This window comes from Ruegeria denitrificans (genome assembly GCF_001458295.1).
In the GTDB taxonomy this organism is placed as follows: Bacteria; Pseudomonadota; Alphaproteobacteria; order Rhodobacterales; family Rhodobacteraceae; genus Ruegeria; species Ruegeria denitrificans.
Map to the genome: position 1 here is coordinate 105740 of NZ_CYUD01000014.1, position 20471 is coordinate 126210.

Here is a 20471-nt window from a genome sequence, read left to right on the forward strand (position 1 = left end):
GAACCGTTTTCCGGCTCGGGCGGCGTCTGGGAAAACTCTGAGGACTATGTAAGCGGGTCTTGGCCCGCTCACAAGCGCTTACTCTGCCGCAGCAGCTTTTGTGACCGTCAGTGAACCGCCCGCTTTCTCAACCGCTTCAACAGCAGCTTTCGAAGCACCGGTAACTTCCAGGTTCAGTTTCGCGCTGATTTCGCCTTTGGCCAGAACGCGGATACCGTCCAGCTTGCGACGGACCAGACCGGATGCAACCAGAGCATCCTCGGTGATCGCAGCTTTGGCGTCCAGCTTGCCAGCGTCGACGAATTTCTGGATCAGACCCAGGTTGATAACGGCGAATGCCTTGCGGTTCGGCTTGTTGAAGCCACGCTTGGGCAGGCGTTGATACAGCGGCATCTGGCCACCTTCGTAGCCATTGATGGCCACACCCGAACGGGATTTTTGACCTTTGATACCACGGCCACCCATTTTACCTTTGCCGGAACCGGGACCGCGACCAACGCGGGTCCGTTTCGGTGTGGCGCCTGGGTTATCGCGCAATTCGTGCAGTTTCATATCGCTTCTCCTAAGCCGGATGTGACCCCCGAAGCGTTATGGGTCAAACACGGCATTTTTTGGTTTTGATTCTCGTGGATCGACGTCCACTGGAGGCGTATAGGCCCGTTGACCCCGCTTGGCAAGCCCGCGGGCGGACCCATGTCAATCCTCGGCCCCGTCCGCTTTTTCTGCAGCCCCGTCATGCGGTCGAATGGGTGCCGCGAGTGGGTCGATCCCATGCTTTTCTACCAACTTGCCAATCAGGCTGTTCGGATCGGGCCGTCCACCATATTTTGACCGCATAATCGAGCGCATCCGTCGACCATATAGATGGATCGAAACCGTATCTTCTTTCATGTAGTGGTCGATTTTGACCCCTGGTCGGGCCAAGGCACGCCGACGGGTGAAGTTCAGCGGATAAAACACATGCTCTGGCAGCGCGTATTTGATCTCACCCGTCTTGTTCAATGCCCAAGTGAACGCTTTTGGCCCCCACACACCCCAGAAAGCCTCGGGCACGTTAACGGCCGAGCCGTTTTGCTGCGCCTCTTCCAGCGGCTTTCGGTGCCGCGGGGGCAGCCACGGCGGGACCATATAGGGGTCATTGGTCACCTCAATCAACTTACCCAGCGTCTCACTGTCTTGCGGCAGACCGAGGACACCAATGGCCACTTCCCCCTGGAGACGCCCGTAATAATGTCCGTTCGGCGTGGTGAAAGGTTTCAGGCAATAGGCATCGGTGTCGGCCCAGATCAAATCAGGCTCTTGCGCCAGCATCCGGTACCGAAATTTGTCCGAATGCGGCGCCGGGCTTCCGGTTCTGCCATGGGTTACGAACTCGGAATCGCTCAGAACCTCGCGCGCGTCCCGGTGCTCGACCCCATCCGGAATATTCGTGACGTTGTCGTAAGTATAAAGGCGCACGCTTTGACCTGCATCCAGATAGGATTTGATGCAAAGTTGCTCCAGAAAGCTTAACGGTCCTTCGACCCACAGCATTCCAACCTGATATTCGCGCGCCATTCGTGATCATTCCGTCAAATAGAACCGACAAAAAACTAGTCGCCTAATTGGCGTTTGCCCCATCCCGGGCATCCTCGCAATCCCGCACTGCAAAAAACTCCGGGGTTGTGTCGCTGTGGACTCTCAAACGACAAGAGGCGCCAAACGGCGCCTCTGGACAAGCGGTTCAAACCGTAGGTTTACGAGCAGTAAACGTGATCATGCGCGATGTCTTTGATATCGCAGCGACGCACGCCGATGTCATTCAGTTCGCGGTCGGTTAGGCTCTGCAGTTCCGAATAGGTGCGGTTGTACTCGGAGCGCAAGGTAAAGGCTTGTTTCATGTCTGCGATGAACTGCCCAAAGCGTGCGATCGGGTTGAAGCCACCGTGAGTGGATGTTGCTGTATAGGCCATATCTGAATTCCTTTCCTGATCGGGGCGAATTCCCCGACGATTTCTGTTCTGGTCCTTTTGAAGACAGGGGTCAGATAGGCGCGCTGGATAACACTAACAACGGAAGTTTCGGTCTAGCCGTTATGCATTAAGGGCATAACAGAATAAATCTGGTGCTTTTCCAGAGCGGATAGGTTTTGGTTCGCGCAATGCGAGCCGTCGTTTTCCCAAAAGGGCAAGTCTGCTAAAATAGAAGTATTTCATGAAGACTGACATTGGTTGTCCCGATGTCGCACTCGAATGACGAGGTGAAAATGAAACGGCTGTTCCCATCTTTCTCGAAGGACGCAACGCTTGGGAGCGTCTTTAGTTCGTTTCCAGAAAAGCTCGGTCCATGGTGTGAATATGAAAGCCTCGTCATGCGGGGTGAAAGTGACCTTTCTTTCTCTGAGCGAGAACTGATCGCAGCCTACGTTTCAGGGCTGAATGCCTGTTCCTACTGCCACGGTGCTCACACATTGTTTGCCCACGCCTATGGCATCGACACGAATTTGATCGAGGCACTATTGGAAGACCCCGATTCAGCGCCGGTCAATCAACTTTTCAAGCCCATTCTCGCATATGTCGCGAAACTTACACTTTCCCCTTCACGAATGACAGAAGAGGACGCGAAAGCCGTTTATGACGCAGGTTGGTCCGAGAACGCACTCTTCGATGCGATACAGGTTTGTGGAGTTTTCAGTTTGGTTAATCGGCTGGTCGAAGGAACGGGGATCAGCAGAGTGAACAGTGATCCCAACGAGGTCGATGAACAAACGCTCAAGAAGTTACGAAGCAAAACTTTTTATTCGGATTTCGGTCGCGCAAACGGCCTAGATGTCTAAGATTCTAGACGCACTTTGGCGATAAAGCCAACAACGAGGCATCACAAACAACAAAACGCCCCCGACCAAGTCGGAGGCGTTTCTAAGTCTTCAAAGGGGCGCTTAGCCGCGCTCTTCGACGATCTCTACCAGATGCGGGATCTTGTTGATCATGCCGCGAACCGAAGGAGTGTCTTCCAGCTCACGGGTTTTGTGCATCTTGTTCAGGCCCAGACCGATCAGGGTCGCGCGCTGTTCGGCGGGGCGGCGGATCGGGGAACCGACCTGCTTGACGACGATGGTTTTTGCCATGGGTCGCTCTCCTTATGCTTCTGCTTCAGCAGCGGCCGGTGCTTCGTCCCGCTTGGGCAGGATGTCAGCAACCTTTTTGCCACGACGCTGTGCAACCGAACGCGGGCTCTGCTCTTTCTGCAGGCCGTTGATGGTGGCGCGGATCATGTTGTACGGGTTCTGCGAGCCCAGCGACTTGGACACAACGTCCTTGACGCCCAGCATTTCGAACACGGCACGCATCGGACCACCGGCGATGATACCAGTACCTTCAGGTGCGGTGCGCATAACCACTTTACCGGCGCCGTGACGGCCTTCGATGTCGTGGTGCAGGGTCCGACCTTCGCGCAGTTGCACGCGGATCATCTGACGCTTGGCTTGCTCGGTCGCCTTACGGATGGCTTCAGGTACTTCTTTCGCTTTACCTTTGCCAAAGCCGACGCGGCCTTTCTGATCGCCGACAACCACCAGAGCGGCGAAGCCAAAGCGCTTACCACCTTTTACGGTTTTCGACACACGGTTGATCGCAACCAGACGATCTGCGAATTCCGGTGCTTCGTCGCGGTCACGACCACGGCCCCGGCGGTTTTCACGTTCTGCCATTTTGGCATCCCTTCTCTTACATGGCGCAATCGGCGCCGTTTGTTCAATCCAAGTGAGCCCCGACTGTTGCCGAGGCCCCCGGATCATCGGGGCAGCCGCTAAGCTGCCCGCAAGTCTTAGATCTTCAGACCGCCTTCACGCGCAGCGTCGGCCAGAGCCTTCACTTTGCCGTGGAACAGGAAGCCACCACGATCGAAATAGGCCTCTTCGACGCCTGCCTTCTTGGCACGCTCGGCGATGGCCGCGCCCACTTTGGTGGCCGCTTCGACGTTGTTCTTGCCAACAACACCCAGATCTTTTTCCAGGGTCGAGGCCGAGGCCAGGGTCACGCCACGCACGTCGTCGATCAGCTGAACAGAGATGTTCTTGTTCGAACGGTGTACGGACAGACGCGGACGACCCGCGTTGACCTTGCGAAGTTTGTTCCGAACGCGCAGGCGGCGCTTCAGAAACAGGGTTCTTTTGCTGTTTGCCATGGTTTGCGTCCTTACTTCTTCTTGCCTTCTTTGCGGAAGATGAACTCGCCCTTATAGCGGATGCCCTTGCCTTTGTACGGCTCGGGACGGCGCCATTCGCGGATTTTGGCCGCGACTTCGCCCACCTGCTGCTGGTCGATACCTTCCACAACGATCTCGGTCTGCTTAGGTGCGGTGATGGTGACACCTTCCGGAGCGGTGAAATCAACGTCGTGGCTGTAGCCGAGGTTCAGTTTCAGGGTGTTGCCCTGCATCTGAGCCCGGTAACCAACACCCTGGATCTCCAGCTCTTTTTTGAAGCCGTTGGTAACGCCTTCAACCAGATTGGCGACCATAGTGCGGCTCATGCCCCACTGCTGGCGCGCGCGCTTGGACATCCCACGAGGGTTGATCTGCACAACGTTGTCTTCGACCGACAGCGTTACGTCATCGGTTGCAGTGAAGCTGCGGGTGCCTTTCGGACCTTTGACTTCGATGGTCTGACCCGACACAGAGGCGGAAACGCCGCTGGGCAGCTCGACCGGTTTTTTACCAATACGAGACATTGACAGACCTCCTTAGAAGACGGTGCAGAGCACTTCGCCGCCAACATTGTTGGAGCGAGCATTCTGGTCCGACATCACACCTTTCGGAGTGCTGACAATCGACACACCCAGACCCTGACGGACCTGCGGGATGTCATTGACGCCCATGTACACGCGGCGACCGGGCTTCGAGACCCGCTTCAGTTCGCGAATAACAGGGGTGCCTTCGTAGTATTTCAGGCTGATTTCGATGGCCGGATGACCGTTTTCACCGGTCGTCGCTTCGTAGCCACGGATGTAACCTTCGTCCGCCAGCACGTCCAGAACCCAACCGCGCAGCTTGGAAGCCGGGGTGGAAACGGTGGACTTGCCACGCATTTGTGCGTTGCGGATACGGGTGAGCATATCGCCGATAGGATCGTTCATATCATTCTCTCCCTTACCAGCTCGATTTCACCATGCCGGGGATCTGACCAGCAGAACCCAGCTCGCGCAGCGCGATACGGCTGACCTTCAGCTTACGGTAGTAAGCGTGGGGACGACCGGTCAGCTGACAGCGGTTGTGAAGACGGGTAGCCGAGCTGTTGCGCGGCAGTTTCGCCAGTTTCAGACGCGCTTTGAAACGCTCTTCCATCGGCTTGCTCTCGTCATTCGCGATTTCTTTCAGCTCGGCACGCTTTGCGGCATATTTGGCCACCAGGCGTTCGCGCTTCTTTTCGCGTTCGATCATTGCTTTTTTAGCCATGTCTCTATCCTTACGGCGCTTATGCGTTGAAGGGCATGTTGAATGCTTTCAACAGTGCCTTTGCTTCAGCGTCGGTTTTCGCTGTGGTGGCAATTACGATGTCCATGCCCCAGACTTCGTCGACCTTGTCGAAATCGATTTCGGGGAACACGATGTGCTCTTTCATGCCCATGGCAAAGTTGCCCTGACCATCGAAAGACGGCTTAACACCGCGGAAGTCACGAACGCGCGGCATCGCGATGGTGATCAGACGATCCAGGAATTCGTACATCCGGTCACCGCGCAGGGTCACTTTCGCACCCAGCGGCATGTCTTCACGGACGCGGAAACCCGCGATCGACTTTTTCGCCTTAGTTGCAACGGCCTGTTGACCGGCAATCGCAGTCAGATCCTCGACGGCCGCCTTGGCTTTCTTGGAATCTTTAACTGCCTCAGCACCACAGCCGATGTTCAGAACGATTTTTTCCAGCTTGGGCAGCTGCATGTCGTTCTTGTAGCCGAACTCTTCTCTCAGAGCGGCACGGATGGTTTCAGCGTACTGAGCTTTCAGACGCGGGGTGTAGGTTGCGTTATCAAGCATCAATCACGTCCCCTGTGGTCTTGGCGAAGCGGACCTTCTTGTCACCTTCCATGCGGAAGCCAACGCGGGTTGCTTTGCCGTTTGCGTCCAGCAGAGCCAGGTTCGACAGCTCGATCGGGTTTGCCTGGGGCAAACGGCCGCCTTGGCTGTTCTGGGTCTGGCGGGTGTGGCGGATGGCGATGTTGATGCCGTCGACAACAGCTTTACCGGCTTTCGGGTCAACCGAGGTAATCGTTCCCTCTTTGCCCTTGTCCTTGCCGGCCAGCACGACGACCTTGTCGCCTTTGCGGAGTTTAGCAGCCATGATTACAGCACCTCCGGAGCGAGCGAGATGATTTTCATGAAGTTCTTGCCACGCAGTTCACGAACAACCGGGCCAAAGATACGTGTACCTACGGGCTCGTTGTTGTTGTTCAGGATGACGGCGGCGTTGCGATCGAAACGGATCGCGGTGCCGTCTTCGCGACGGACTTCCTTGGCGGTGCGTACGACGACGGCCTTGCGGACGTCACCTTTCTTTACGCGGCCGCGTGGGATGGCTTCCTTCACCGAGACGACAATGATGTCGCCGACGGAGGCGTATTTACGCTTGGAACCACCCAGGACCTTGATGCACTGAACTCGGCGTGCGCCGGAGTTGTCAGCGACATCCAGATTGGTCTGCATCTGGATCATGTGGTTTCTCCCGACCTGTGGGGGCTGGTCTGGTTAGATCCCCCAGGGTTTCGACAAATGGAAAAATCCTGAAAGTTTACGCTTCCAGAACTTCCCAACGTTTCGTCTTCGATTTCGGCGCGCATTCTATGATGCGTACAGAGTCGCCGACCTTGAAGGCGTTCTTTTCATCGTGAGCCCGGTATTTCTTAGACTTACGGATGGTTTTCTTCAGAACCGGATGCGTAAAGCGACGCTCGACGGAAACGGTTACGGTCTGTGCGTTGGCATCGCTGGTTACGGTGCCGGACAGGATACGCTTGGGCATAGGATTACTCCTCCGATGCCGCTACAGCGGCCTTTTCGTTCAGAATGGTTTTCACGCGGGCAGCATTGCGGCGGGCCGCTTTGATGCCGGCGGTGCTTTCCAGCTGACCGGTTGCCTGTTGAAAGCGCAGGTTAAAGCTTTCTTTCTTCAGGTTGGCCAGTTCCTCGCGGAGCTGGTCCGGGGTCTTGTCACGCAGTTCTTGGGCGTTCATCGCCTTTTTCCTTTGCTCAAAACACCAGAAGGCCCCGTGTCAGGGTCACCTTTGACCTGGTGGATGAATGATAGACATACGAATCCCCCGACTCAGCCGGGGGAACGCAAGATGCCGCTCTATAGGGGGTTAGCGGGTAGGTAGCAAGGGAAAGTTTAGGAATCCTCTGACTACACTAACGGGCTAGTCGCTGCTTACTTCACCAAGCCTAGATGTCGTACGATAGTGGCGCTGTCATAATAGTCTCGTCCTTCAACAACCATGCCACCTATTACCCGCATTACTGAGCAATAGCGCACTTCGTATCGCTTTCCGGTTGGTTCGAAATCACCGAGGCTTGAATGCAGAACACCAGTGTGGGTTCCAGTATTGTGGAACTCTACGATCGCCCATTCACCGCACTCGCTGACGATCACATTATCCACGATGCATTCTCCATCCGGGAATGCCTTTCGCCAACGCTCGTAATCCTCTTTATAGGCCAGCTTGCCAAGTTGCTTTTCCTCACGAGCAACATCTTCGAACTGACAATCTTCGGCAATCACCTCGGCCCCGCGATCAGGATCCCGCATCCCCCAACTTTCATGGAATTGGCGAACCACCCGTTCAGTTTCTTTCATACTGGATACCTCTGTGATCCATGGAACATACAGGATTGTATATGAGTTGGCTTCAGGTTTTCTCACATTGAGTTTGACGAATTCATCCGGAGAAGTTTCGTAACACTTTCCAGAATTTTTTGTATTTTGGTTGGAAACGCAAAACGCGGCCTCGTTTGCACGAGACCGCGTCTTCAACTGTCTAAGTCTGAGTGACTTACGCCAGAGCGATGTTCACAGCCGACTCGCGACCGTCACGGCCGGGCTCGATGTCGAATGTTACTTTCTGGTCGTCGGCCAGGCCGGTCAGACCCGAGCGCTCGACAGCAGAGATGTGTACAAACACGTCTTTGCCACCGGTCTCCGGTGCGATGAAGCCAAAACCTTTAGTTGCGTTGAACCATTTTACGGTGCCATTGGCCATATCCGTAGTCTCCTTAAAAATTGCTGTCCGCGGAATTGCGACAGCGCGGCGATGTCGGTCTGGATCGAGAGACTGAACGCCGAAGATTCGGGAGACAGTGGTCGAAAAAGAAAACCGTAAGCGTGCTTCACATGGTTCATGACGGCACAAATTGCAAGGCTTTTCGACAACTCGAGTTGAATCGTGATTTATTGGGGCACCGCCCTTTCGCCCCTCAATAGCTCCGCCGGAGCGATTGCCGCTGCGCGGACCGGGGCTCACTCCCACTTATAGTTAAAGCTGATACCGATCCGTTCGTCCTCGGCCATGTTCATCGTCACCTCGTGGCGCAGCCAGCTTTCCCACAGCAGGACCTCTCCGACTTTGGGGTCGGTGTAGATGAAGCTTTGCAATTCACGGCGGGCATCTTTGCGCCGTGCGGGGGCGGCCATCATCAGGCCAAGACGCGGGTCCTCCAGTTTCAGCGAACTGGCACCATCCGGCATCGCCACATAGGTAGTGCCGCTGATAACGGAATGCGGGTGAATGTGGCCGCTGTGGGTGCCACCTTCGGGCAGAACGTTGATCCAGATATCTTCAAGTACGAGATCGCGCTCACCAAGGTCGAACTCCAGATCACTGGCAAAGGCCTGGACATGGGCATCCAGCGCTTTGACCAGATCAGCGAAGATTGGAAAGCGCCAGGGCAGATCGGTCAGCGACGCATAGCTGGTGTATCCAGGATAGCCGTTTTCTTCACACCAACCCTGCCCGGCCTCATCATCATCGGCGATGACCAAGCAGGAGTTTTCCAGCTCTTCCGTGTCGATCTTGGGATCAAACTCAGACAAAGCTGCGCGATAAAGACGGGTAACGAAGAGTGAATCAATCTGTGCCATAGGCCGGGCATAGCTCAAGCTCAGACCCTATGCCAGCCCTTGATGGACTCAGGTTTTGACAGGTCCCTTTCCACAACGCGGGATCGGCCGGCCTCCATCGGCATAGGCAAGGCACAGAACGATCTCATCCGGTTTCGGAGCATCGGCAACACTCAGTGTCATGGTGTCAAAGTGGTCGAAGGACCATGGGTTGTCCTTGTGCCCCAGCGGCAGGTCGATTGTGCAACCGGGCGCTCCGAGTTTCGCGTTTGAAGGGATTACAGCCTCTCCTCCGTCCGCAGCAGCCCGCATCGGAGCACCAAGTTTCGGGTGAATGACTGCCCCGCCCTGCTCAAGATCGCCATTCATACCCACAATCGCCGCCTTACCGTATGAAATCGGCGCACCGTCCAAATGAGAAATCGCCTCCGTTGCGAGATTGGGACCTAACTCGCCTCCTATTTCAAACAGTTCTGACAAGTCCTCTGAAAATTTTCCGGCCAAAGGGTTCCGTATTACCGCCAAGGCCGCAACACGGCTGACCGGATCACATGGCTGGCCCAATTGGTCCGTAGTTATGACTTCCTTGATGAACATCTTTTTGCGCGGTTGTAGCATAGAACACCCCCAATTCCTCAGGAGTAGCCTATGAGCCCTTCGGTTAGACGTCGACTTTTTTCGCGACGGGCAGGATCCCAAGAATCAGAGCCAAAGAAAAACCCCCGCCGGTTTCCCGACGGGGGTTAATCTTGTCACGAGCGGGGTCACCCCCAATCGCTTACCAGTCTTCGCGAACCACGACGCGGGTCTTGATCGGCAGCTTCATCGCGGCCAGGCGCAGGGCCTCGCGGGCGATGTCATCATTGACGCCGTCGATCTCGAACATCACGCGGCCAGGCTTGACTTTGCATGCCCAGCGGTCGACCGATCCTTTACCTTTACCCATACGAACTTCGATCGGCTTAGCCGTGACCGGAGTGTCGGGGAAGATGCGGATCCAGACACGACCCTGACGCTTCATGTGACGCGTCATGGCACGACGTGCAGCTTCGATCTGGCGTGCGGTTACACGCTCAGGCTCAAGAGCTTTCAGGCCGTAGGTGCCAAAGTTCAGATCAGAGCCGCCTTTGGCGAGGCCCTTGATCCGGCCTTTGTGCATCTTGCGGAATTTAGTACGCTTTGGTTGAAGCATATCTTTCCCTCCTTAGCGACGACCGCCACCAGCACCACGAGGTGCAGGGCCGTCCTGGAGTTCCTGTGCTTTACGGTCACGTGCCTGCGGATCGTGCTCCATGATCTCACCTTTGAAGATCCAGACCTTGATCCCGATGATCCCGTAAGGAGTCATCGCTTCGGCATGTGCGTAATCGATGTCGGCACGCAGGGTGTGCAGAGGCACGCGGCCTTCGCGGTACCACTCGGTCCGTGCGATTTCGGCGCCGCCCAGACGACCAGCGACGTTCACCCGGATACCCAGGGCGCCCATACGCATGGCATTCTGAACCGAGCGCTTCATCGCGCGGCGGAACGAGACGCGGCGCTCCAGCTGCTGAGCGATGGACTCGGCAACCAGCTGCGCGTCAAGCTCGGGCTTGCGCACTTCGACGATGTTCAGGTGCAGTTCGCTGTCGGTCATACGAGCAAGCTTTTTGCGCAGAACTTCGATGTCTGCACCTTTCTTGCCGATGATGACACCGGGACGTGCTGTGTGGATCGTAACGCGGCACTTCTTGTGCGGACGTTCGATGATCACACGGGCAACACCGGCCTGCTTGCACTCTTTGTTGATGAACTCACGGATCTTGAGGTCTTCCAACAGAAGATCACCGTAGTCCTTGGTGTCGGCGTACCAGCGGCTGTCCCAGGTGCGGTTGACCTGCAGGCGCATGCCGATCGGATTTACTTTATGACCCATTAGGCTTGCTCCTCAACTTGACGCACCTTGATGGTGATCTCCGAGAACGGCTTCATGATCTTGCCGAAACGGCCACGGGCACGCGGACGACCGCGCTTCATGACCAGATTCTTGCCAACCCAAGCTTCGGCGACGATCAGTTCGTCAACGTCCAGATTGTGGTTGTTTTCGGCATTCGCAATTGCGGACTGCAGGCACTTCTTAACGTCCTGCGCGACACGCTTGTTCGAGAAAGTCAGGTCGGTCAGAGCCTTCTCAACTTTCTTGCCGCGGATCATTTGCGCAACCAGGTTCAGTTTCTGCGGGCTTGTGCGAAGCATGCGCGTTTTCGCCATTGCTTCGTTTTCAGCCACGCGGCGGGGGTTCTTTTCCTTGCCCATGACTTACTTCCGCTTCGCTTTTTTGTCAGCGGCGTGACCGTAATAGGTACGAGTTGGCGAGTATTCACCGAACTTCTGACCGATCATGTCTTCCGAGACGTTTACGGGGATATGCTTCTGGCCGTTGTACACACCAAAGGTCAGACCCACGAACTGGGGCAGAATGGTGGAACGACGCGACCAGATTTTGATGACTTCGTTGCGGCCCGACTCGCGCGCTGCTTCGGCTTTTTTCAGCACGTAAGCATCGACGAAAGGACCCTTCCAAACAGAGCGAGACATAGATTAACGTCCCTTCTTCTTGGCGTGCCGCGAGCGGATGATCAGCTTCTGGGACGCTTTGTTCTTGTTGCGGGTACGCTTACCCTTGGTGTCCTTACCCCACGGCGTAACCGGTGTACGGCCACCCGAGGTACGACCTTCACCACCACCGTGCGGGTGATCGATCGGGTTCATTGCAACACCACGAACCGACGGACGAACGCCCTTGTGGCGCATACGACCGGCTTTACCGAGGTTCTGGTTCGAGTTGTCGGGGTTGGACACGGCACCGACGGTGGCCATGCATTCCTGACGGACCATGCGAAGCTCACCCGAGCTCAGACGGATCTGAGCGTAGCCGCCATCGCGACCAACGAACTGAGCATAAGTACCGGCCGCACGTGCGATCTGACCGCCTTTGCCAGGCTTCATCTCGATGTTGTGGACGATGGTACCGATGGGCATGCCCGAGAACGGCATTGCATTGCCCGGCTTGATGTCGGCCTTGGCGGATGCCACGACTTTGTCACCAACAGCCAGACGCTGCGGAGCCAGGATATATGCCTGCTCACCGTCTTCGTATTTTACCAGTGCGATGAATGCGGTCCGGTTCGGGTCATATTCGATCCGTTCGACGGTTGCCGCGACATCAAATTTATTCCGTTTGAAGTCAACGATCCGGTAGAGACGCTTTGCGCCACCGCCGCGGCGGCGTGAAGTGATCCGTCCGGTGTTGTTCCGGCCGCCCGATTTGGTCAAACCCTCAGTGAGAGACTTGACCGGACGTCCTTTCCAAAGCTCCGAACGGTCGATCAGCACCAGCCCGCGCTGGCCCGGCGTCGTCGGCTTGTACGACTTGAGTGCCATGCTTTCTGTCTTCCGTTTAGCAAGTGCAGGGAAGTTCCCCGCTATGTGATAGGCCCCCGTAGGTGCCAAGGGTATAGGGCCCCGAAGGTCCCCGGTTACAAATATCAGAGGCCCCGGAACGAATCCGAGGCCGCAAGATTGGGTGCGTTTAGCAGTGTTGGATGGGGGTGTCTAGTGGGGGGCCTGCGATTTTCCGCTTTGAAGCCAGCACCAAGAGGCACACCCGGCGTTAAGTTATTTGGTAGTCGCTACGTCTCTACGAAGACCCCTTAGCACGAATGCCGCCAACTCTGGCTGACCTGATCGGGGCCAAACGACCCCACTCTGACCAATGGAGGTACTATAGACTTGGATTAATACCGACACCGGCGATCTTTCCAATCTTCGAGAACGTCAGCTTTTTCTCCCGCGGCATGACAAATGGCATGTTTCTAGACGATAGATTCAGTGGGTCGCCGCGGGCGTATTCCTCTTCTCCCCAAATATAGTCTGCAGCCCTCACGCAGCTCCAACTGCCGCCATAGGTCTGAGTTACCGGGTTATACGAACTACTTGGGTACTTAAAACAGATGCGCCCACTGCCATGCTTGTCTGTCTCGGTACGCCACCTCCCAATAACGAGCCGTGAATTGCCTGGATACCATAGAAACGCGCGCCCATCGCTTGATGTATATTCAACCTGCGTGCCGTGCTTGGTGGTATAGTCAAGCGAAGTAGCATTTGAGTACCGAGAGTGCAGCCCCTGCTCTTCAAAAACTGATCTTGGGTAACGCGCCAGGTCGGATTCGCTGTCTATCTTTGAAGAACCACTGCTACAGGCTGAAAGCAGAAACATTGCTAAGATTGTCAACCGTGGCAATTTCACATTCTCCAACGCGAACACCTAAGACGGACAGAGTAAATTCCTTCACGGCGCCTTTCGACTACAGGAAGAGGTGACTGCTTTGCGTTGTTTGGGATTACAGCATCGGGACCAAGCGCACCATTGTTCGCAGACAAAACAGCAGCAATCGCTTCTGGACTGGAATAGGAAAAACCCGCAGTCGTATTCTTTGTAACGGATCCACCACGGCAAAACGTCATCTGCGCAACCGCAACTGCGTAGTTAAGTACGTCTGCATTGCTAGCTTTGTCTTCCGCAATCTTCTTGGACAATTCTGGCCGAGGGTCGGAAAGCTTTACCGGGTTTTTCGGATACCAATTCGCGTTGACATCAAGAGCCCGAACGGTGGCAACAAAACTGAAGGGTCGCCCGGAGTTCTGAGCAGTGTGGGCAAGATTACTTGGCTCCTTTGTCCCAATAGAAACGAGGACACCTTGTGACCAATATTTCGCAGCCTGAAAAGTCTGGAAGTAATTGTCACGCTCCTCTGCTGTATTTGGTGTTAGCGAAACCGGGTTAACTGTTGAAACGCTCGAACAGCCCACCATAAGCAGAAAACACATTAGAAATTTTTTCATACAGCTCAGCTAAAACGGGAATAGGGCGAAACTTTGTTATGCTGCATCCTTCCCAAGAGTTTTTTGGTTTTGCTCTCTCTGTCCAAGCGCGGGACAAGGCCGAAGGCCGCCGCGCCAGCGACTGCCCGTCCCGGCGGGCTGGCGCTTTGGGGACGTTTGCGCCTCGCTAGGAATTCGGATGGATTGGCACCATAAAGCGTACTGATCAGGCGTTGCGGCGCCCTCCCATGGGCAGTCGCTGGCACGGCTTGTCGTGGCGTCAAAAGAAAACCCCCGCTTGCGGCGGGGGTCTTCATCGCATTCTTACAACTTAGTTAGCCGAGGCTTACCCGTCCGCCTTCATCTCGGTCGCAATCATGATGGTGATCGGCCCAGTTGAGAACGGGCCTACACCGAATTCCATGTGGTCGATCTCGCCTTCTGCCGTGAAGGCCACCCAGTCGCCTGCATAGTATTCGATGGCGCTACCCAGCGGGTGCTCGCCCTGATGGGTCAGCGTGGCTTTCAGAGTCACGGGCTTTGTCACGCCGTGGATGGTCAGGTCACCGGTCACATCCGCCGTGGTGTCTCCGGTCCGCTCAATCCCGGTGCTGACAAAGGTGATCTCGGGGTAGGTTTCGACCTCAAAGAAATCCGCCGATTTCAGGTGATCGTCCAGAGGACCAAAGCCCGAAGACAGGCTGTTGGCGTCAATCGTCACGTTCAGGGTCGAGGCCTCGACATCATCGGCGTTCAGGTCCAGCACGCCTTCGGCCGTGGTGAATTCACCATGTTGGTTGGATACACCTGCGTGGCTCCAGCCAAAACGAACCTCGGTATGGCCCTGATCGGTTTTGTAAGTCTGCGCAAAGGCCGGGGTAACGGCGACGGTCACGGCAACTGCGGCGATCAAAGATTTGAAGGTCATGGGGGTAATCCTTTCATCCGTAAAGGGGCTGGTTATTAGATGAATTTTCATCTAATCGGAATTATGGGGAACAGCAATCAGATTTCTGACGAACACAAAGTTGTGAACAACGATCTGCCAACACCGCAGGAAACGGACATCTGGGTCGCCATGAACCGGACAACCCGGCTTATCCAATCGGAAATCAGTACCGCCCTGAAGGACGCGGACCTGCCACCCCTGAAATGGTACGATCTGCTATGGTCCCTTGAGCGGCACGGAGGACGACTGCGCCCTTATGAGCTGACCCAAGATGTAATTTTCGAGCAGTCGAACCTGTCCCATTTGACCAAACGTTTGGCGACTGAGGGTTTGATCGAAATTGTCGGGTTGGACAGCGACCGGCGTGGCAAAATCCTGCAGATAACGGAGAAGGGAAAAGACCTTCGAAAACGTATGTGGGAAATTTACGGCCCGTTACTGCACGAAAAGATGCTCGCCTTTAGCAACGCTGACGGATGGAAAGCGTTTATCGAGACAGCGCGCCATCAAGCGGAATCACCGAGGGGTGCAGCGACAAAGAACAGGGTAAACGCGGTCTGGCGGAGCCAAGGCCGTTAACCCGGCTATTACCCGTAAAGGGCACGCACTTCGGCGAAGGACATAAGCCGACGGTGCCGTTCGTCCCATAGATGCAGCCGCGCGCTGGCAATGCTTTGGCGGATGGTCATCCGGTTGCTGTTTGCTAATTCATCATGATCCCGCAACACCTCAGTCAGGCGATAGAAAGGAATGCGGCTGTACAGGTGGTGAACATGGTGGATACCGATATTGGCACTGAACCACTGCAACACGGAAGGCAGGATATAATGCGAACTTCCGTGCAACGCGGCCTCGTGCAGTTGCCACTCCTCATCAGAATTCCAATGCGTGTCTTCGAATTGGTGCTGCACATAGAACAACCAAACTCCGGCCGTCGCAGCAATCAGAGTAGAAGGCAGGAATATCAGAAGCATCGGCATCACGCCACCAAAGTAATAGATGACCGACAAGGCGATCAGAATGGCAACGTTGGTGGCCATCGCGCTAATCCAGAATTTCAGGCTGCCTGTAAGGCCAAGTGGCAGGCGGTTCTGAAACAGGAACAAATATCCGGGGCCAAAGCCAAACAGGGTGATGGGATGGCGATACACTCGATACCAAAAGCGATTCATTGGGGTCAGGGCACGGTATTCCGCCACCGTCAGCGTATGAATATCACCCATCCCGCGTTTATTCAGGTTGCCGGATGAGTTGTGATGCGTGGAATGCGTGCGGCGCCAGACATCATAGGGTGTCAGGGTCAGAACGCCGATCATGCGCCCGACCCAGTCACTGACAGCCCGGTTCTGAAAAAAGGCGCCATGCCCACAGTCATGTTGAATGGCAAACAGGCGCAGCAGGAAAGCCGCATTGAGGACCGATACCGCAAAAGCCAGCCAATAGCTGACCGACAATAACATCCAGGACGCCGCCCACAATGCAACGAAAGGAACAATGCTGACCCCAAGCTCGAACCAACTGCGCAACTGGTTCGGTTCCCGGTATTTTGCAAGCGTCGAAACCCAATCACGCGCAGCAGTCACTTCTGGCTTATTCGGGGTCGAGTGAGAGAGTTCGGTCATGCGCCTGCCATGTTCTTTTCTATGAAGCCGAATAGACGACCACACCGGCATAGCAATCGCTTTCTGGTCAAAACGCCATTTTTGACGTTCAACATTTGGTGTCACCGCTTAAAGAAAAACCCCCGCTCTCGCGGGGGTCTTATTCGTTTGCCCAAAGACGTATCCGATCAGAGACCGGTGCTTACGTCGATGGTGTTACCCTCTTCCAGGGTCACGTATGCTTTTTTGACGTCTTTCCGACGGCCCAGCTGGCCGCGGAACCGCTTGACTTTGCCTTTGGTGATGGTGGTGTTCACCGCCTTCACCTTGACACCGAACAGCGATTCAACCGCTTCTTTGATCTGCGGCTTGTTACTGTCGATCGCCACTTCAAAGACAATCGCGCCATTCTCAGACGCCATGGTCGACTTTTCGGTGATGATCGGCTTGCGGATCACGTCGTAGTGTTCTGCCTTCGCGCTCATTTCAGACGAGCCTCCAGTGCTTCGACAGCCGCTTTGGTGAGCACCAGGGTGTCACGCTTGAGGATGTCATAGACGTTTGCGCCCATCGACGGCAGGATATCCAGGCCTTCGATGTTCTTTGACGCTTTCAGGAACCCTTCGTTCACGGTCGCGCCGTCGATGACCAGAGCGCGTTTCCAGCCCAGGTTTGCAACCTGTTTGGCCAGAGCGGCAGTCTTGCCTTCGGCTTCGGCGTTCTCGATCACAACCAGTTCACCAGCCTTGGCTTTGGCCGACAGAGCGTGGCGCAGGCCAAGCTTGCGGAACTTCTTCGGCAGATCATGACCATGCGAACGCACGACCGGACCTTTGTAGATACCACCACCACGGAAGATCGGCGCGTTACGGTCACCATGGCGTGCGCCACCGGTGCCCTTCTGGCGATAGATCTTTTTGGTCGAGTAGCTGGTTTCCGAGCGGGTCTTGACCTTGTGGGTGCCGGCCTGCGCGTTGTTGCGCTGCCAACGGACCACACGGTGCAGGATGTCCGCGCGCGGCTCGAGGCCGAACAGGTCTGCATCCAGCTCGATGTTGCCGGCTTTGCCGCCGTCCAGTTTGATTACATCAAGTTTCATGCTTCACCACCTTCCGCGGGTGCTTCTTCCGCAGGTGCTTCGGTTGCAGCCGATTTCACAGCAGCCGGGAAAGGCAGGCCTTCCGGTGCTTTCTTCTTGACGGCGTCCTTGACGGTGACCCAGCCCGATTTTGGTCCGGGAACGGCACCTTTGATGAAGACCAGGTTCCGGTCGGCGTCGGTTTTGACGACTTCCAGGTTCTGGGTGGTGACACGGGCAGCACCCATGTGACCGGCCATCTTTTTGCCTTTGAACACCTTGCCCGGGTCCTGACACTGACCGGTCGAACCGTGCGAACGGTGGCTGATCGAAACACCGTGCGAGGCGCGCAGACCACCAAAGTTCCAACGCTTCATTGCACCGGCAAAGCCTTTACCGATCGAGGTGCCCGAAACGTCAACCTTCTGACCTTCCAGGAAGTGTTCTGCCGAAATCTCGGCGCCCACATCAATCAGGCCATCTTCGGAGACGCGGAACTCGGCCAGCTTACGCTTGGGCTCAACCTTTGCAGCGGCATAGTGACCGCGCATGGCTTTCGAGGTGCGTTTTGCCTTGGCAGCACCAGCACCCAGCTGAACGGCGGTATAGCCGTCTTTGTCAGCAGTACGCTGTGCAACGACCTGCAGGTTGTCCAGGTGAAGAACGGTCACAGGGATCTGCTTGCCGTCTTCCATGAACAGGCGGGTCATGCCTACTTTTTTTGCGATAATACCAGAGCGCATAATCTATACCCTCCGATCTTACGACTGCAGCTTGATCTCGACGTCCACACCAGCAGCGAGGTCGAGCTTCATCAGCGCGTCAACGGTCTGGGGGGTCGGATCAACGATGTCGAGCAGACGCTTGTGCGTACGGATCTCGAACTGGTCGCGGGATTTCTTGTCAACGTGAGGGCCACGGAGAACCGTGAACTTCTCAATCTTGTTCGGCAGCGGGATCGGGCCGCGCACGTTCGCGCCGGTCCGCTTGGCAGTGTTGACGATCTCTTGCGTGCTGGCATCCAGAACGCGATAGTCAAATGCCTTCAGCCGAATACGGATATTTTGGCTTTGCATAATAACAGCCTTTTATCAGGCGTTGAGGTTGAGAGGAGGACAAGCGCGCATCGCCAACCCTCATCGAACCCAAAAGGCGGGAATCACCCCGCCTTGATGTTCTTGTAGAGAACTCGCGCGTGATAGTGGGGTTGGTGGGGTTTGGCAAGGGGTTTTCTTGCTTTTAGAACGTCAAGGGCAGCCAACGCTCGGCGCCGAGTTAGCCTGCAAAGCTTCAAGCGTGTATGGAATGCACCTACTCTGGATGACTTCTAGATTTCCCGAGGATGTAAGGCTGCGTATCTGGGTGCAACAACCTTGTCATAGAACAAAAAGAACAACGGCGTCAGCACCATGGACAACGCGACGACAATGATCAACATATTCGCCAAATCCGCGCTCAGCGCGTGAGTTGCAACAGAAAAGGATAGCAGAACGAAGCCGAATTCTCCGGCTTGCGCCATCCCCAGCGCAAACAGCCAATTGTTCTCACCTTTGACGCCAAACAATCGACCGAGGAACAGCAAAATCACTGCCTTTATGATCATCACGCCGAGCGTAAGCGCAACCACCAAACCCAAGTGATCAATCATCAGTTTGAAGTTTACCGAGGCTCCGACGCTGACAAAGAAAAGACCAAGAAACAGCCCTTTGAAGGGCGTGATCTCCTTCTCGAGGTCATGTCGATATTCACTGTTGGCGAGCACGACACCGGCTATAAACGCCCCGAGTGCGGGGGTCAGTCCGACAACCATCATCAGGACCGCAACGCCGACAACGATGGTAAGGGCCATAGCCGTAAGCAATTCCGGCAGGTGCGCAGATTCAACATATCGAAAGATCGGACCGGTCAGGTATGATCCAGCGACGATGACCAATACAATCGACCCGAGTGTGACTATTGCTCTCAGCCATTCAGGGAGGGTCTGAACGAGGTTCAGTGAAAAACCCAAGCTTGTCGCAGGGCCGTGGCTGATGACTCCGGCACCCGTTGCAGCAAGATCGGGCACCGCCAACAGCGACAGCAGCGCGAGTATTGGGATCACAGCAATATCCTGCATCAACAAGACCGAAAAGCTCGCTTGCCCGCCACTGCCCATTAGCAGACCTTTTTCATGCAGTGTTTGAAGCACGATTGCCGTGGATGATAGTGAAAAAATCAGTCCGATAGTCAGCGCCTGCTGCCATTGTTGGCCAAGCGCCATCGCCAGTCCCATAATCGCTAAGGCCGTACAAATCAGTTGCAGCCCGCCTAATCCCAATAGCCTGCGCCGCAAATCCCAAAGTTTCTTTGGCGCCAATTCCAATCCAATTAGAAACAACATCATGACAACGCCAAATTCTGCAAACTGCTCCATGTTATCGACATCGACATTCAGCGCGATCAGGGCAGGACCAAGCAGCATCCCTGCAATCAGGAATCCTAAGACCGACCCGAGCCCAAGCCATACGGCGATGGGAACAATGGCGATGCCTGACCCAAGCAGAATAAACGAAAGAAGAAGATAGTTTTCCATAAGCCGCTGATTTCTTTCAAAGTGCGCCCCAAACAAACTCTTTATAGCGGATCAAGGGCGCTGGCCATGAAGCATACTATCACGCCTGATAACCGTCGAAGCAATCAGATACAGCCGCGCGGGGAAATCCACAAACGTGGGGCCACCCTTGTTTGAAGCGGCCTTCCTAGTCTCATCGATGTGCCGGGCTGAAGTCCGGCCTGCCGGTTACTCGAAGGTTTTCGACACAGCTCTTTTGAGTGTGTCTCGGGAGTATGGATTTCAAACAAAAAGGGCGCCCCTAGGGGCGCCCTTTCCGCAGCTATTCGCCTAGGCGAATTAC

Annotated in this window: 33 protein-coding genes; 2 read left to right on the plus strand and 31 right to left on the minus strand. The window is 55.5% G+C overall.

Going from position 1 to position 20471, the window contains the following annotated elements; genetic code table 11:
• Window positions 1-78: 78 nt before the first annotated feature.
• The 3 genes from rplO to RUE5091_RS18895 form a co-directional block, all read right to left on the minus strand.
• On the minus strand, window positions 79-552 hold the full coding sequence (rplO, locus tag RUE5091_RS18885; RefSeq protein WP_058283502.1) for a 50S ribosomal protein L15: 474 nt from the start codon (window positions 550-552) through the stop codon (window positions 79-81).
• A gap of 144 nt (window positions 553-696) precedes the next feature.
• Window positions 697-1557, minus strand: a complete 861-nt coding sequence (locus RUE5091_RS18890) for a hypothetical protein (protein ID WP_082643725.1) — start codon at window positions 1555-1557, stop codon at window positions 697-699.
• Between the two features lie 179 nt (window positions 1558-1736).
• Window positions 1737-1952, minus strand: coding sequence for a DUF1127 domain-containing protein (locus RUE5091_RS18895; protein ID WP_058283503.1), 216 nt, complete (start codon window positions 1950-1952; stop codon window positions 1737-1739).
• Between the two features lie 293 nt (window positions 1953-2245).
• On the opposite strand from RUE5091_RS18895, the gene RUE5091_RS18900 reads away from it, so the two are divergent.
• Window positions 2246-2815 carry a carboxymuconolactone decarboxylase family protein gene (locus RUE5091_RS18900; protein WP_058283528.1) on the plus strand — a complete coding sequence of 190 codons (570 nt, stop codon included), beginning with the start codon at window positions 2246-2248 and terminating at the stop codon, window positions 2813-2815.
• 102 nt (window positions 2816-2917) lie between these two features.
• On the opposite strand, the gene rpmD is transcribed toward RUE5091_RS18900, so the two are convergent.
• From rpmD to RUE5091_RS19005, 22 genes are all read right to left on the minus strand, one after another.
• Complete coding sequence (rpmD, locus tag RUE5091_RS18905; protein ID WP_058283504.1) at window positions 2918-3106, minus strand: 50S ribosomal protein L30; 189 nt, start codon at window positions 3104-3106, stop codon at window positions 2918-2920.
• Window positions 3107-3118: 12 nt separating this feature from the next.
• Entirely contained in the window at window positions 3119-3688 is a 570-nt protein-coding gene (rpsE, locus tag RUE5091_RS18910; RefSeq protein WP_058283505.1) for a 30S ribosomal protein S5, read from the minus strand.
• A gap of 116 nt (window positions 3689-3804) precedes the next feature.
• A complete protein-coding gene (rplR, locus tag RUE5091_RS18915) occupies window positions 3805-4164 on the minus strand; it encodes a 50S ribosomal protein L18 (RefSeq protein WP_058283506.1) in 360 nt (119 codons plus the stop codon).
• Window positions 4165-4175: 11 nt separating this feature from the next.
• Window positions 4176-4709, minus strand: coding sequence for a 50S ribosomal protein L6 (gene rplF, locus RUE5091_RS18920; RefSeq protein ID WP_010437101.1), 534 nt, complete (start codon window positions 4707-4709; stop codon window positions 4176-4178).
• A 12-nt stretch (window positions 4710-4721) separates the two neighbouring features.
• Window positions 4722-5114, minus strand: coding sequence for a 30S ribosomal protein S8 (gene rpsH / locus RUE5091_RS18925; RefSeq protein ID WP_008757119.1), 393 nt, complete (start codon window positions 5112-5114; stop codon window positions 4722-4724).
• Between the two features lie 13 nt (window positions 5115-5127).
• Window positions 5128-5433 (minus strand): 30S ribosomal protein S14, encoded by a 306-nt coding sequence (gene rpsN / locus RUE5091_RS18930; RefSeq protein ID WP_010437098.1) that lies wholly within the window; start codon window positions 5431-5433, stop codon window positions 5128-5130.
• Between the two features lie 19 nt (window positions 5434-5452).
• Window positions 5453-6013, minus strand: coding sequence for a 50S ribosomal protein L5 (gene rplE / locus RUE5091_RS18935; RefSeq protein WP_058283507.1), 561 nt, complete (start codon window positions 6011-6013; stop codon window positions 5453-5455).
• The gene (gene rplX, locus RUE5091_RS18940; protein WP_008755589.1) at window positions 6006-6317 is read right to left on the minus strand and encodes a 50S ribosomal protein L24; all 312 of its coding nucleotides are present in this window, start codon (window positions 6315-6317) and stop codon (window positions 6006-6008) included. The genes rplE and rplX overlap by 8 nt, the downstream gene beginning before the upstream one ends.
• A 2-nt stretch (window positions 6318-6319) precedes the next feature.
• Complete coding sequence (gene rplN, locus RUE5091_RS18945; protein WP_008757934.1) at window positions 6320-6688, minus strand: 50S ribosomal protein L14; 369 nt, start codon at window positions 6686-6688, stop codon at window positions 6320-6322.
• Window positions 6689-6764: 76 nt separating this feature from the next.
• Entirely contained in the window at window positions 6765-6995 is a 231-nt protein-coding gene (rpsQ, locus tag RUE5091_RS18950; RefSeq protein WP_058272371.1) for a 30S ribosomal protein S17, read from the minus strand.
• Between the two features lie 4 nt (window positions 6996-6999).
• Window positions 7000-7206, minus strand: coding sequence for a 50S ribosomal protein L29 (gene rpmC, locus RUE5091_RS18955; RefSeq protein ID WP_058283508.1), 207 nt, complete (start codon window positions 7204-7206; stop codon window positions 7000-7002).
• Window positions 7207-7400: 194 nt separating this feature from the next.
• The gene (locus tag RUE5091_RS18960; RefSeq protein ID WP_058283509.1) at window positions 7401-7826 is read right to left on the minus strand and encodes an ester cyclase; all 426 of its coding nucleotides are present in this window, start codon (window positions 7824-7826) and stop codon (window positions 7401-7403) included.
• A 196-nt stretch (window positions 7827-8022) separates the two neighbouring features.
• Entirely contained in the window at window positions 8023-8229 is a 207-nt protein-coding gene (locus RUE5091_RS18965) for a cold-shock protein (protein WP_058283510.1), read from the minus strand.
• Between the two features lie 257 nt (window positions 8230-8486).
• The gene (locus RUE5091_RS18970) at window positions 8487-9107 is read right to left on the minus strand and encodes a TIGR02466 family protein (protein ID WP_058283511.1); all 621 of its coding nucleotides are present in this window, start codon (window positions 9105-9107) and stop codon (window positions 8487-8489) included.
• A gap of 48 nt (window positions 9108-9155) precedes the next feature.
• Window positions 9156-9704, minus strand: a complete 549-nt coding sequence (locus tag RUE5091_RS18975) for an amino acid synthesis family protein (RefSeq protein WP_058283512.1) — start codon at window positions 9702-9704, stop codon at window positions 9156-9158.
• A gap of 160 nt (window positions 9705-9864) precedes the next feature.
• Window positions 9865-10278 carry a 50S ribosomal protein L16 gene (gene rplP / locus RUE5091_RS18980; protein ID WP_058283513.1) on the minus strand — a complete coding sequence of 138 codons (414 nt, stop codon included), beginning with the start codon at window positions 10276-10278 and terminating at the stop codon, window positions 9865-9867.
• Window positions 10279-10290: 12 nt separating this feature from the next.
• Window positions 10291-11001 (minus strand): 30S ribosomal protein S3, encoded by a 711-nt coding sequence (gene rpsC, locus RUE5091_RS18985; protein WP_008758042.1) that lies wholly within the window; start codon window positions 10999-11001, stop codon window positions 10291-10293.
• Window positions 11001-11381, minus strand: a complete 381-nt coding sequence (gene rplV / locus RUE5091_RS18990; protein WP_039538267.1) for a 50S ribosomal protein L22 — start codon at window positions 11379-11381, stop codon at window positions 11001-11003. Before rplV ends, rpsC begins: the two co-directional genes overlap by 1 nt.
• 3 nt (window positions 11382-11384) lie before the next feature.
• Complete coding sequence (gene rpsS / locus RUE5091_RS18995) at window positions 11385-11663, minus strand: 30S ribosomal protein S19 (protein ID WP_005980699.1); 279 nt, start codon at window positions 11661-11663, stop codon at window positions 11385-11387.
• 3 nt (window positions 11664-11666) lie between these two features.
• Complete coding sequence (rplB, locus tag RUE5091_RS19000) at window positions 11667-12509, minus strand: 50S ribosomal protein L2 (protein WP_008757664.1); 843 nt, start codon at window positions 12507-12509, stop codon at window positions 11667-11669.
• A gap of 861 nt (window positions 12510-13370) precedes the next feature.
• Window positions 13371-13970 carry a hypothetical protein gene (locus tag RUE5091_RS23125; RefSeq protein ID WP_131726339.1) on the minus strand — a complete coding sequence of 200 codons (600 nt, stop codon included), beginning with the start codon at window positions 13968-13970 and terminating at the stop codon, window positions 13371-13373.
• A gap of 325 nt (window positions 13971-14295) precedes the next feature.
• Complete coding sequence (locus tag RUE5091_RS19005; protein ID WP_058283514.1) at window positions 14296-14877, minus strand: YceI family protein; 582 nt, start codon at window positions 14875-14877, stop codon at window positions 14296-14298.
• A gap of 39 nt (window positions 14878-14916) precedes the next feature.
• Here RUE5091_RS19005 and RUE5091_RS19010 point away from each other — a divergent pair, with 39 nt between their 5' ends.
• On the plus strand, window positions 14917-15477 hold the full coding sequence (locus RUE5091_RS19010) for a MarR family winged helix-turn-helix transcriptional regulator (protein WP_082643726.1): 561 nt from the start codon (window positions 14917-14919) through the stop codon (window positions 15475-15477).
• 8 nt (window positions 15478-15485) lie between these two features.
• Here the strand turns inward: RUE5091_RS19010 and RUE5091_RS19015 are convergent, their stop codons facing one another.
• From RUE5091_RS19015 to RUE5091_RS19040, 6 genes are all read right to left on the minus strand, one after another.
• Window positions 15486-16520 (minus strand): fatty acid desaturase, encoded by a 1035-nt coding sequence (locus RUE5091_RS19015; protein ID WP_058283515.1) that lies wholly within the window; start codon window positions 16518-16520, stop codon window positions 15486-15488.
• 167 nt (window positions 16521-16687) lie between these two features.
• Entirely contained in the window at window positions 16688-16984 is a 297-nt protein-coding gene (locus tag RUE5091_RS19020) for a 50S ribosomal protein L23 (protein ID WP_058283516.1), read from the minus strand.
• Complete coding sequence (rplD, locus tag RUE5091_RS19025; RefSeq protein WP_010437039.1) at window positions 16981-17598, minus strand: 50S ribosomal protein L4; 618 nt, start codon at window positions 17596-17598, stop codon at window positions 16981-16983. The genes RUE5091_RS19020 and rplD overlap by 4 nt, the downstream gene beginning before the upstream one ends.
• Entirely contained in the window at window positions 17595-18320 is a 726-nt protein-coding gene (gene rplC / locus RUE5091_RS19030) for a 50S ribosomal protein L3 (RefSeq protein WP_008758167.1), read from the minus strand. The genes rplD and rplC overlap by 4 nt, the downstream gene beginning before the upstream one ends.
• 18 nt (window positions 18321-18338) lie before the next feature.
• On the minus strand, window positions 18339-18653 hold the full coding sequence (rpsJ, locus tag RUE5091_RS19035) for a 30S ribosomal protein S10 (RefSeq protein WP_008756422.1): 315 nt from the start codon (window positions 18651-18653) through the stop codon (window positions 18339-18341).
• Between the two features lie 251 nt (window positions 18654-18904).
• Window positions 18905-20149, minus strand: coding sequence for a cation:proton antiporter domain-containing protein (locus tag RUE5091_RS19040; RefSeq protein WP_058283517.1), 1245 nt, complete (start codon window positions 20147-20149; stop codon window positions 18905-18907).
• Between the last annotated feature and the right edge of the window lie 322 nt (window positions 20150-20471).

Excerpts from the sequence above, each read along its gene's own strand:
- rplO (WP_058283502.1), bottom strand. The coding sequence starts at position 552 with ATGAAACTGCACGAATTGCGCGATAACCCAGGCGCCACACCGAAACGG.
- RUE5091_RS18890 (WP_082643725.1), bottom strand. The coding sequence starts at position 1,557 with ATGGCGCGCGAATATCAGGTTGGAATGCTGTGGGTCGAAGGACCGTTA.
- RUE5091_RS18895 (WP_058283503.1), bottom strand. The coding sequence starts at position 1,952 with ATGGCCTATACAGCAACATCCACTCACGGTGGCTTCAACCCGATCGCA.
- RUE5091_RS18900 (WP_058283528.1), top strand. The coding sequence starts at position 2,246 with ATGAAACGGCTGTTCCCATCTTTCTCGAAGGACGCAACGCTTGGGAGC.
- rpmD (WP_058283504.1), bottom strand. The coding sequence starts at position 3,106 with ATGGCAAAAACCATCGTCGTCAAGCAGGTCGGTTCCCCGATCCGCCGC.
- rpsE (WP_058283505.1), bottom strand. The coding sequence starts at position 3,688 with ATGGCAGAACGTGAAAACCGCCGGGGCCGTGGTCGTGACCGCGACGAA.
- rplR (WP_058283506.1), bottom strand. The coding sequence starts at position 4,164 with ATGGCAAACAGCAAAAGAACCCTGTTTCTGAAGCGCCGCCTGCGCGTT.
- rplF (WP_010437101.1), bottom strand. The coding sequence starts at position 4,709 with ATGTCTCGTATTGGTAAAAAACCGGTCGAGCTGCCCAGCGGCGTTTCC.
- rpsH (WP_008757119.1), bottom strand. The coding sequence starts at position 5,114 with ATGAACGATCCTATCGGCGATATGCTCACCCGTATCCGCAACGCACAA.
- rpsN (WP_010437098.1), bottom strand. The coding sequence starts at position 5,433 with ATGGCTAAAAAAGCAATGATCGAACGCGAAAAGAAGCGCGAACGCCTG.
- rplE (WP_058283507.1), bottom strand. The coding sequence starts at position 6,013 with ATGCTTGATAACGCAACCTACACCCCGCGTCTGAAAGCTCAGTACGCT.
- rplX (WP_008755589.1), bottom strand. The coding sequence starts at position 6,317 with ATGGCTGCTAAACTCCGCAAAGGCGACAAGGTCGTCGTGCTGGCCGGC.
- rplN (WP_008757934.1), bottom strand. The coding sequence starts at position 6,688 with ATGATCCAGATGCAGACCAATCTGGATGTCGCTGACAACTCCGGCGCA.
- rpsQ (WP_058272371.1), bottom strand. The coding sequence starts at position 6,995 with ATGCCCAAGCGTATCCTGTCCGGCACCGTAACCAGCGATGCCAACGCA.
- rpmC (WP_058283508.1), bottom strand. The coding sequence starts at position 7,206 with ATGAACGCCCAAGAACTGCGTGACAAGACCCCGGACCAGCTCCGCGAG.
- RUE5091_RS18960 (WP_058283509.1), bottom strand. The coding sequence starts at position 7,826 with ATGAAAGAAACTGAACGGGTGGTTCGCCAATTCCATGAAAGTTGGGGG.
- RUE5091_RS18965 (WP_058283510.1), bottom strand. The coding sequence starts at position 8,229 with ATGGCCAATGGCACCGTAAAATGGTTCAACGCAACTAAAGGTTTTGGC.
- RUE5091_RS18970 (WP_058283511.1), bottom strand. The coding sequence starts at position 9,107 with ATGGCACAGATTGATTCACTCTTCGTTACCCGTCTTTATCGCGCAGCT.
- RUE5091_RS18975 (WP_058283512.1), bottom strand. The coding sequence starts at position 9,704 with ATGCTACAACCGCGCAAAAAGATGTTCATCAAGGAAGTCATAACTACG.
- rplP (WP_058283513.1), bottom strand. The coding sequence starts at position 10,278 with ATGCTTCAACCAAAGCGTACTAAATTCCGCAAGATGCACAAAGGCCGG.
- rpsC (WP_008758042.1), bottom strand. The coding sequence starts at position 11,001 with ATGGGTCATAAAGTAAATCCGATCGGCATGCGCCTGCAGGTCAACCGC.
- rplV (WP_039538267.1), bottom strand. The coding sequence starts at position 11,381 with ATGGGCAAGGAAAAGAACCCCCGCCGCGTGGCTGAAAACGAAGCAATG.
- rpsS (WP_005980699.1), bottom strand. The coding sequence starts at position 11,663 with ATGTCTCGCTCTGTTTGGAAGGGTCCTTTCGTCGATGCTTACGTGCTG.
- rplB (WP_008757664.1), bottom strand. The coding sequence starts at position 12,509 with ATGGCACTCAAGTCGTACAAGCCGACGACGCCGGGCCAGCGCGGGCTG.
- RUE5091_RS23125 (WP_131726339.1), bottom strand. The coding sequence starts at position 13,970 with ATGAAAAAATTTCTAATGTGTTTTCTGCTTATGGTGGGCTGTTCGAGC.
- RUE5091_RS19005 (WP_058283514.1), bottom strand. The coding sequence starts at position 14,877 with ATGACCTTCAAATCTTTGATCGCCGCAGTTGCCGTGACCGTCGCCGTT.
- RUE5091_RS19010 (WP_082643726.1), top strand. The coding sequence starts at position 14,917 with ATGAATTTTCATCTAATCGGAATTATGGGGAACAGCAATCAGATTTCT.
- RUE5091_RS19015 (WP_058283515.1), bottom strand. The coding sequence starts at position 16,520 with ATGACCGAACTCTCTCACTCGACCCCGAATAAGCCAGAAGTGACTGCT.
- RUE5091_RS19020 (WP_058283516.1), bottom strand. The coding sequence starts at position 16,984 with ATGAGCGCGAAGGCAGAACACTACGACGTGATCCGCAAGCCGATCATC.
- rplD (WP_010437039.1), bottom strand. The coding sequence starts at position 17,598 with ATGAAACTTGATGTAATCAAACTGGACGGCGGCAAAGCCGGCAACATC.
- rplC (WP_008758167.1), bottom strand. The coding sequence starts at position 18,320 with ATGCGCTCTGGTATTATCGCAAAAAAAGTAGGCATGACCCGCCTGTTC.
- rpsJ (WP_008756422.1), bottom strand. The coding sequence starts at position 18,653 with ATGCAAAGCCAAAATATCCGTATTCGGCTGAAGGCATTTGACTATCGC.
- RUE5091_RS19040 (WP_058283517.1), bottom strand. The coding sequence starts at position 20,149 with ATGGAAAACTATCTTCTTCTTTCGTTTATTCTGCTTGGGTCAGGCATC.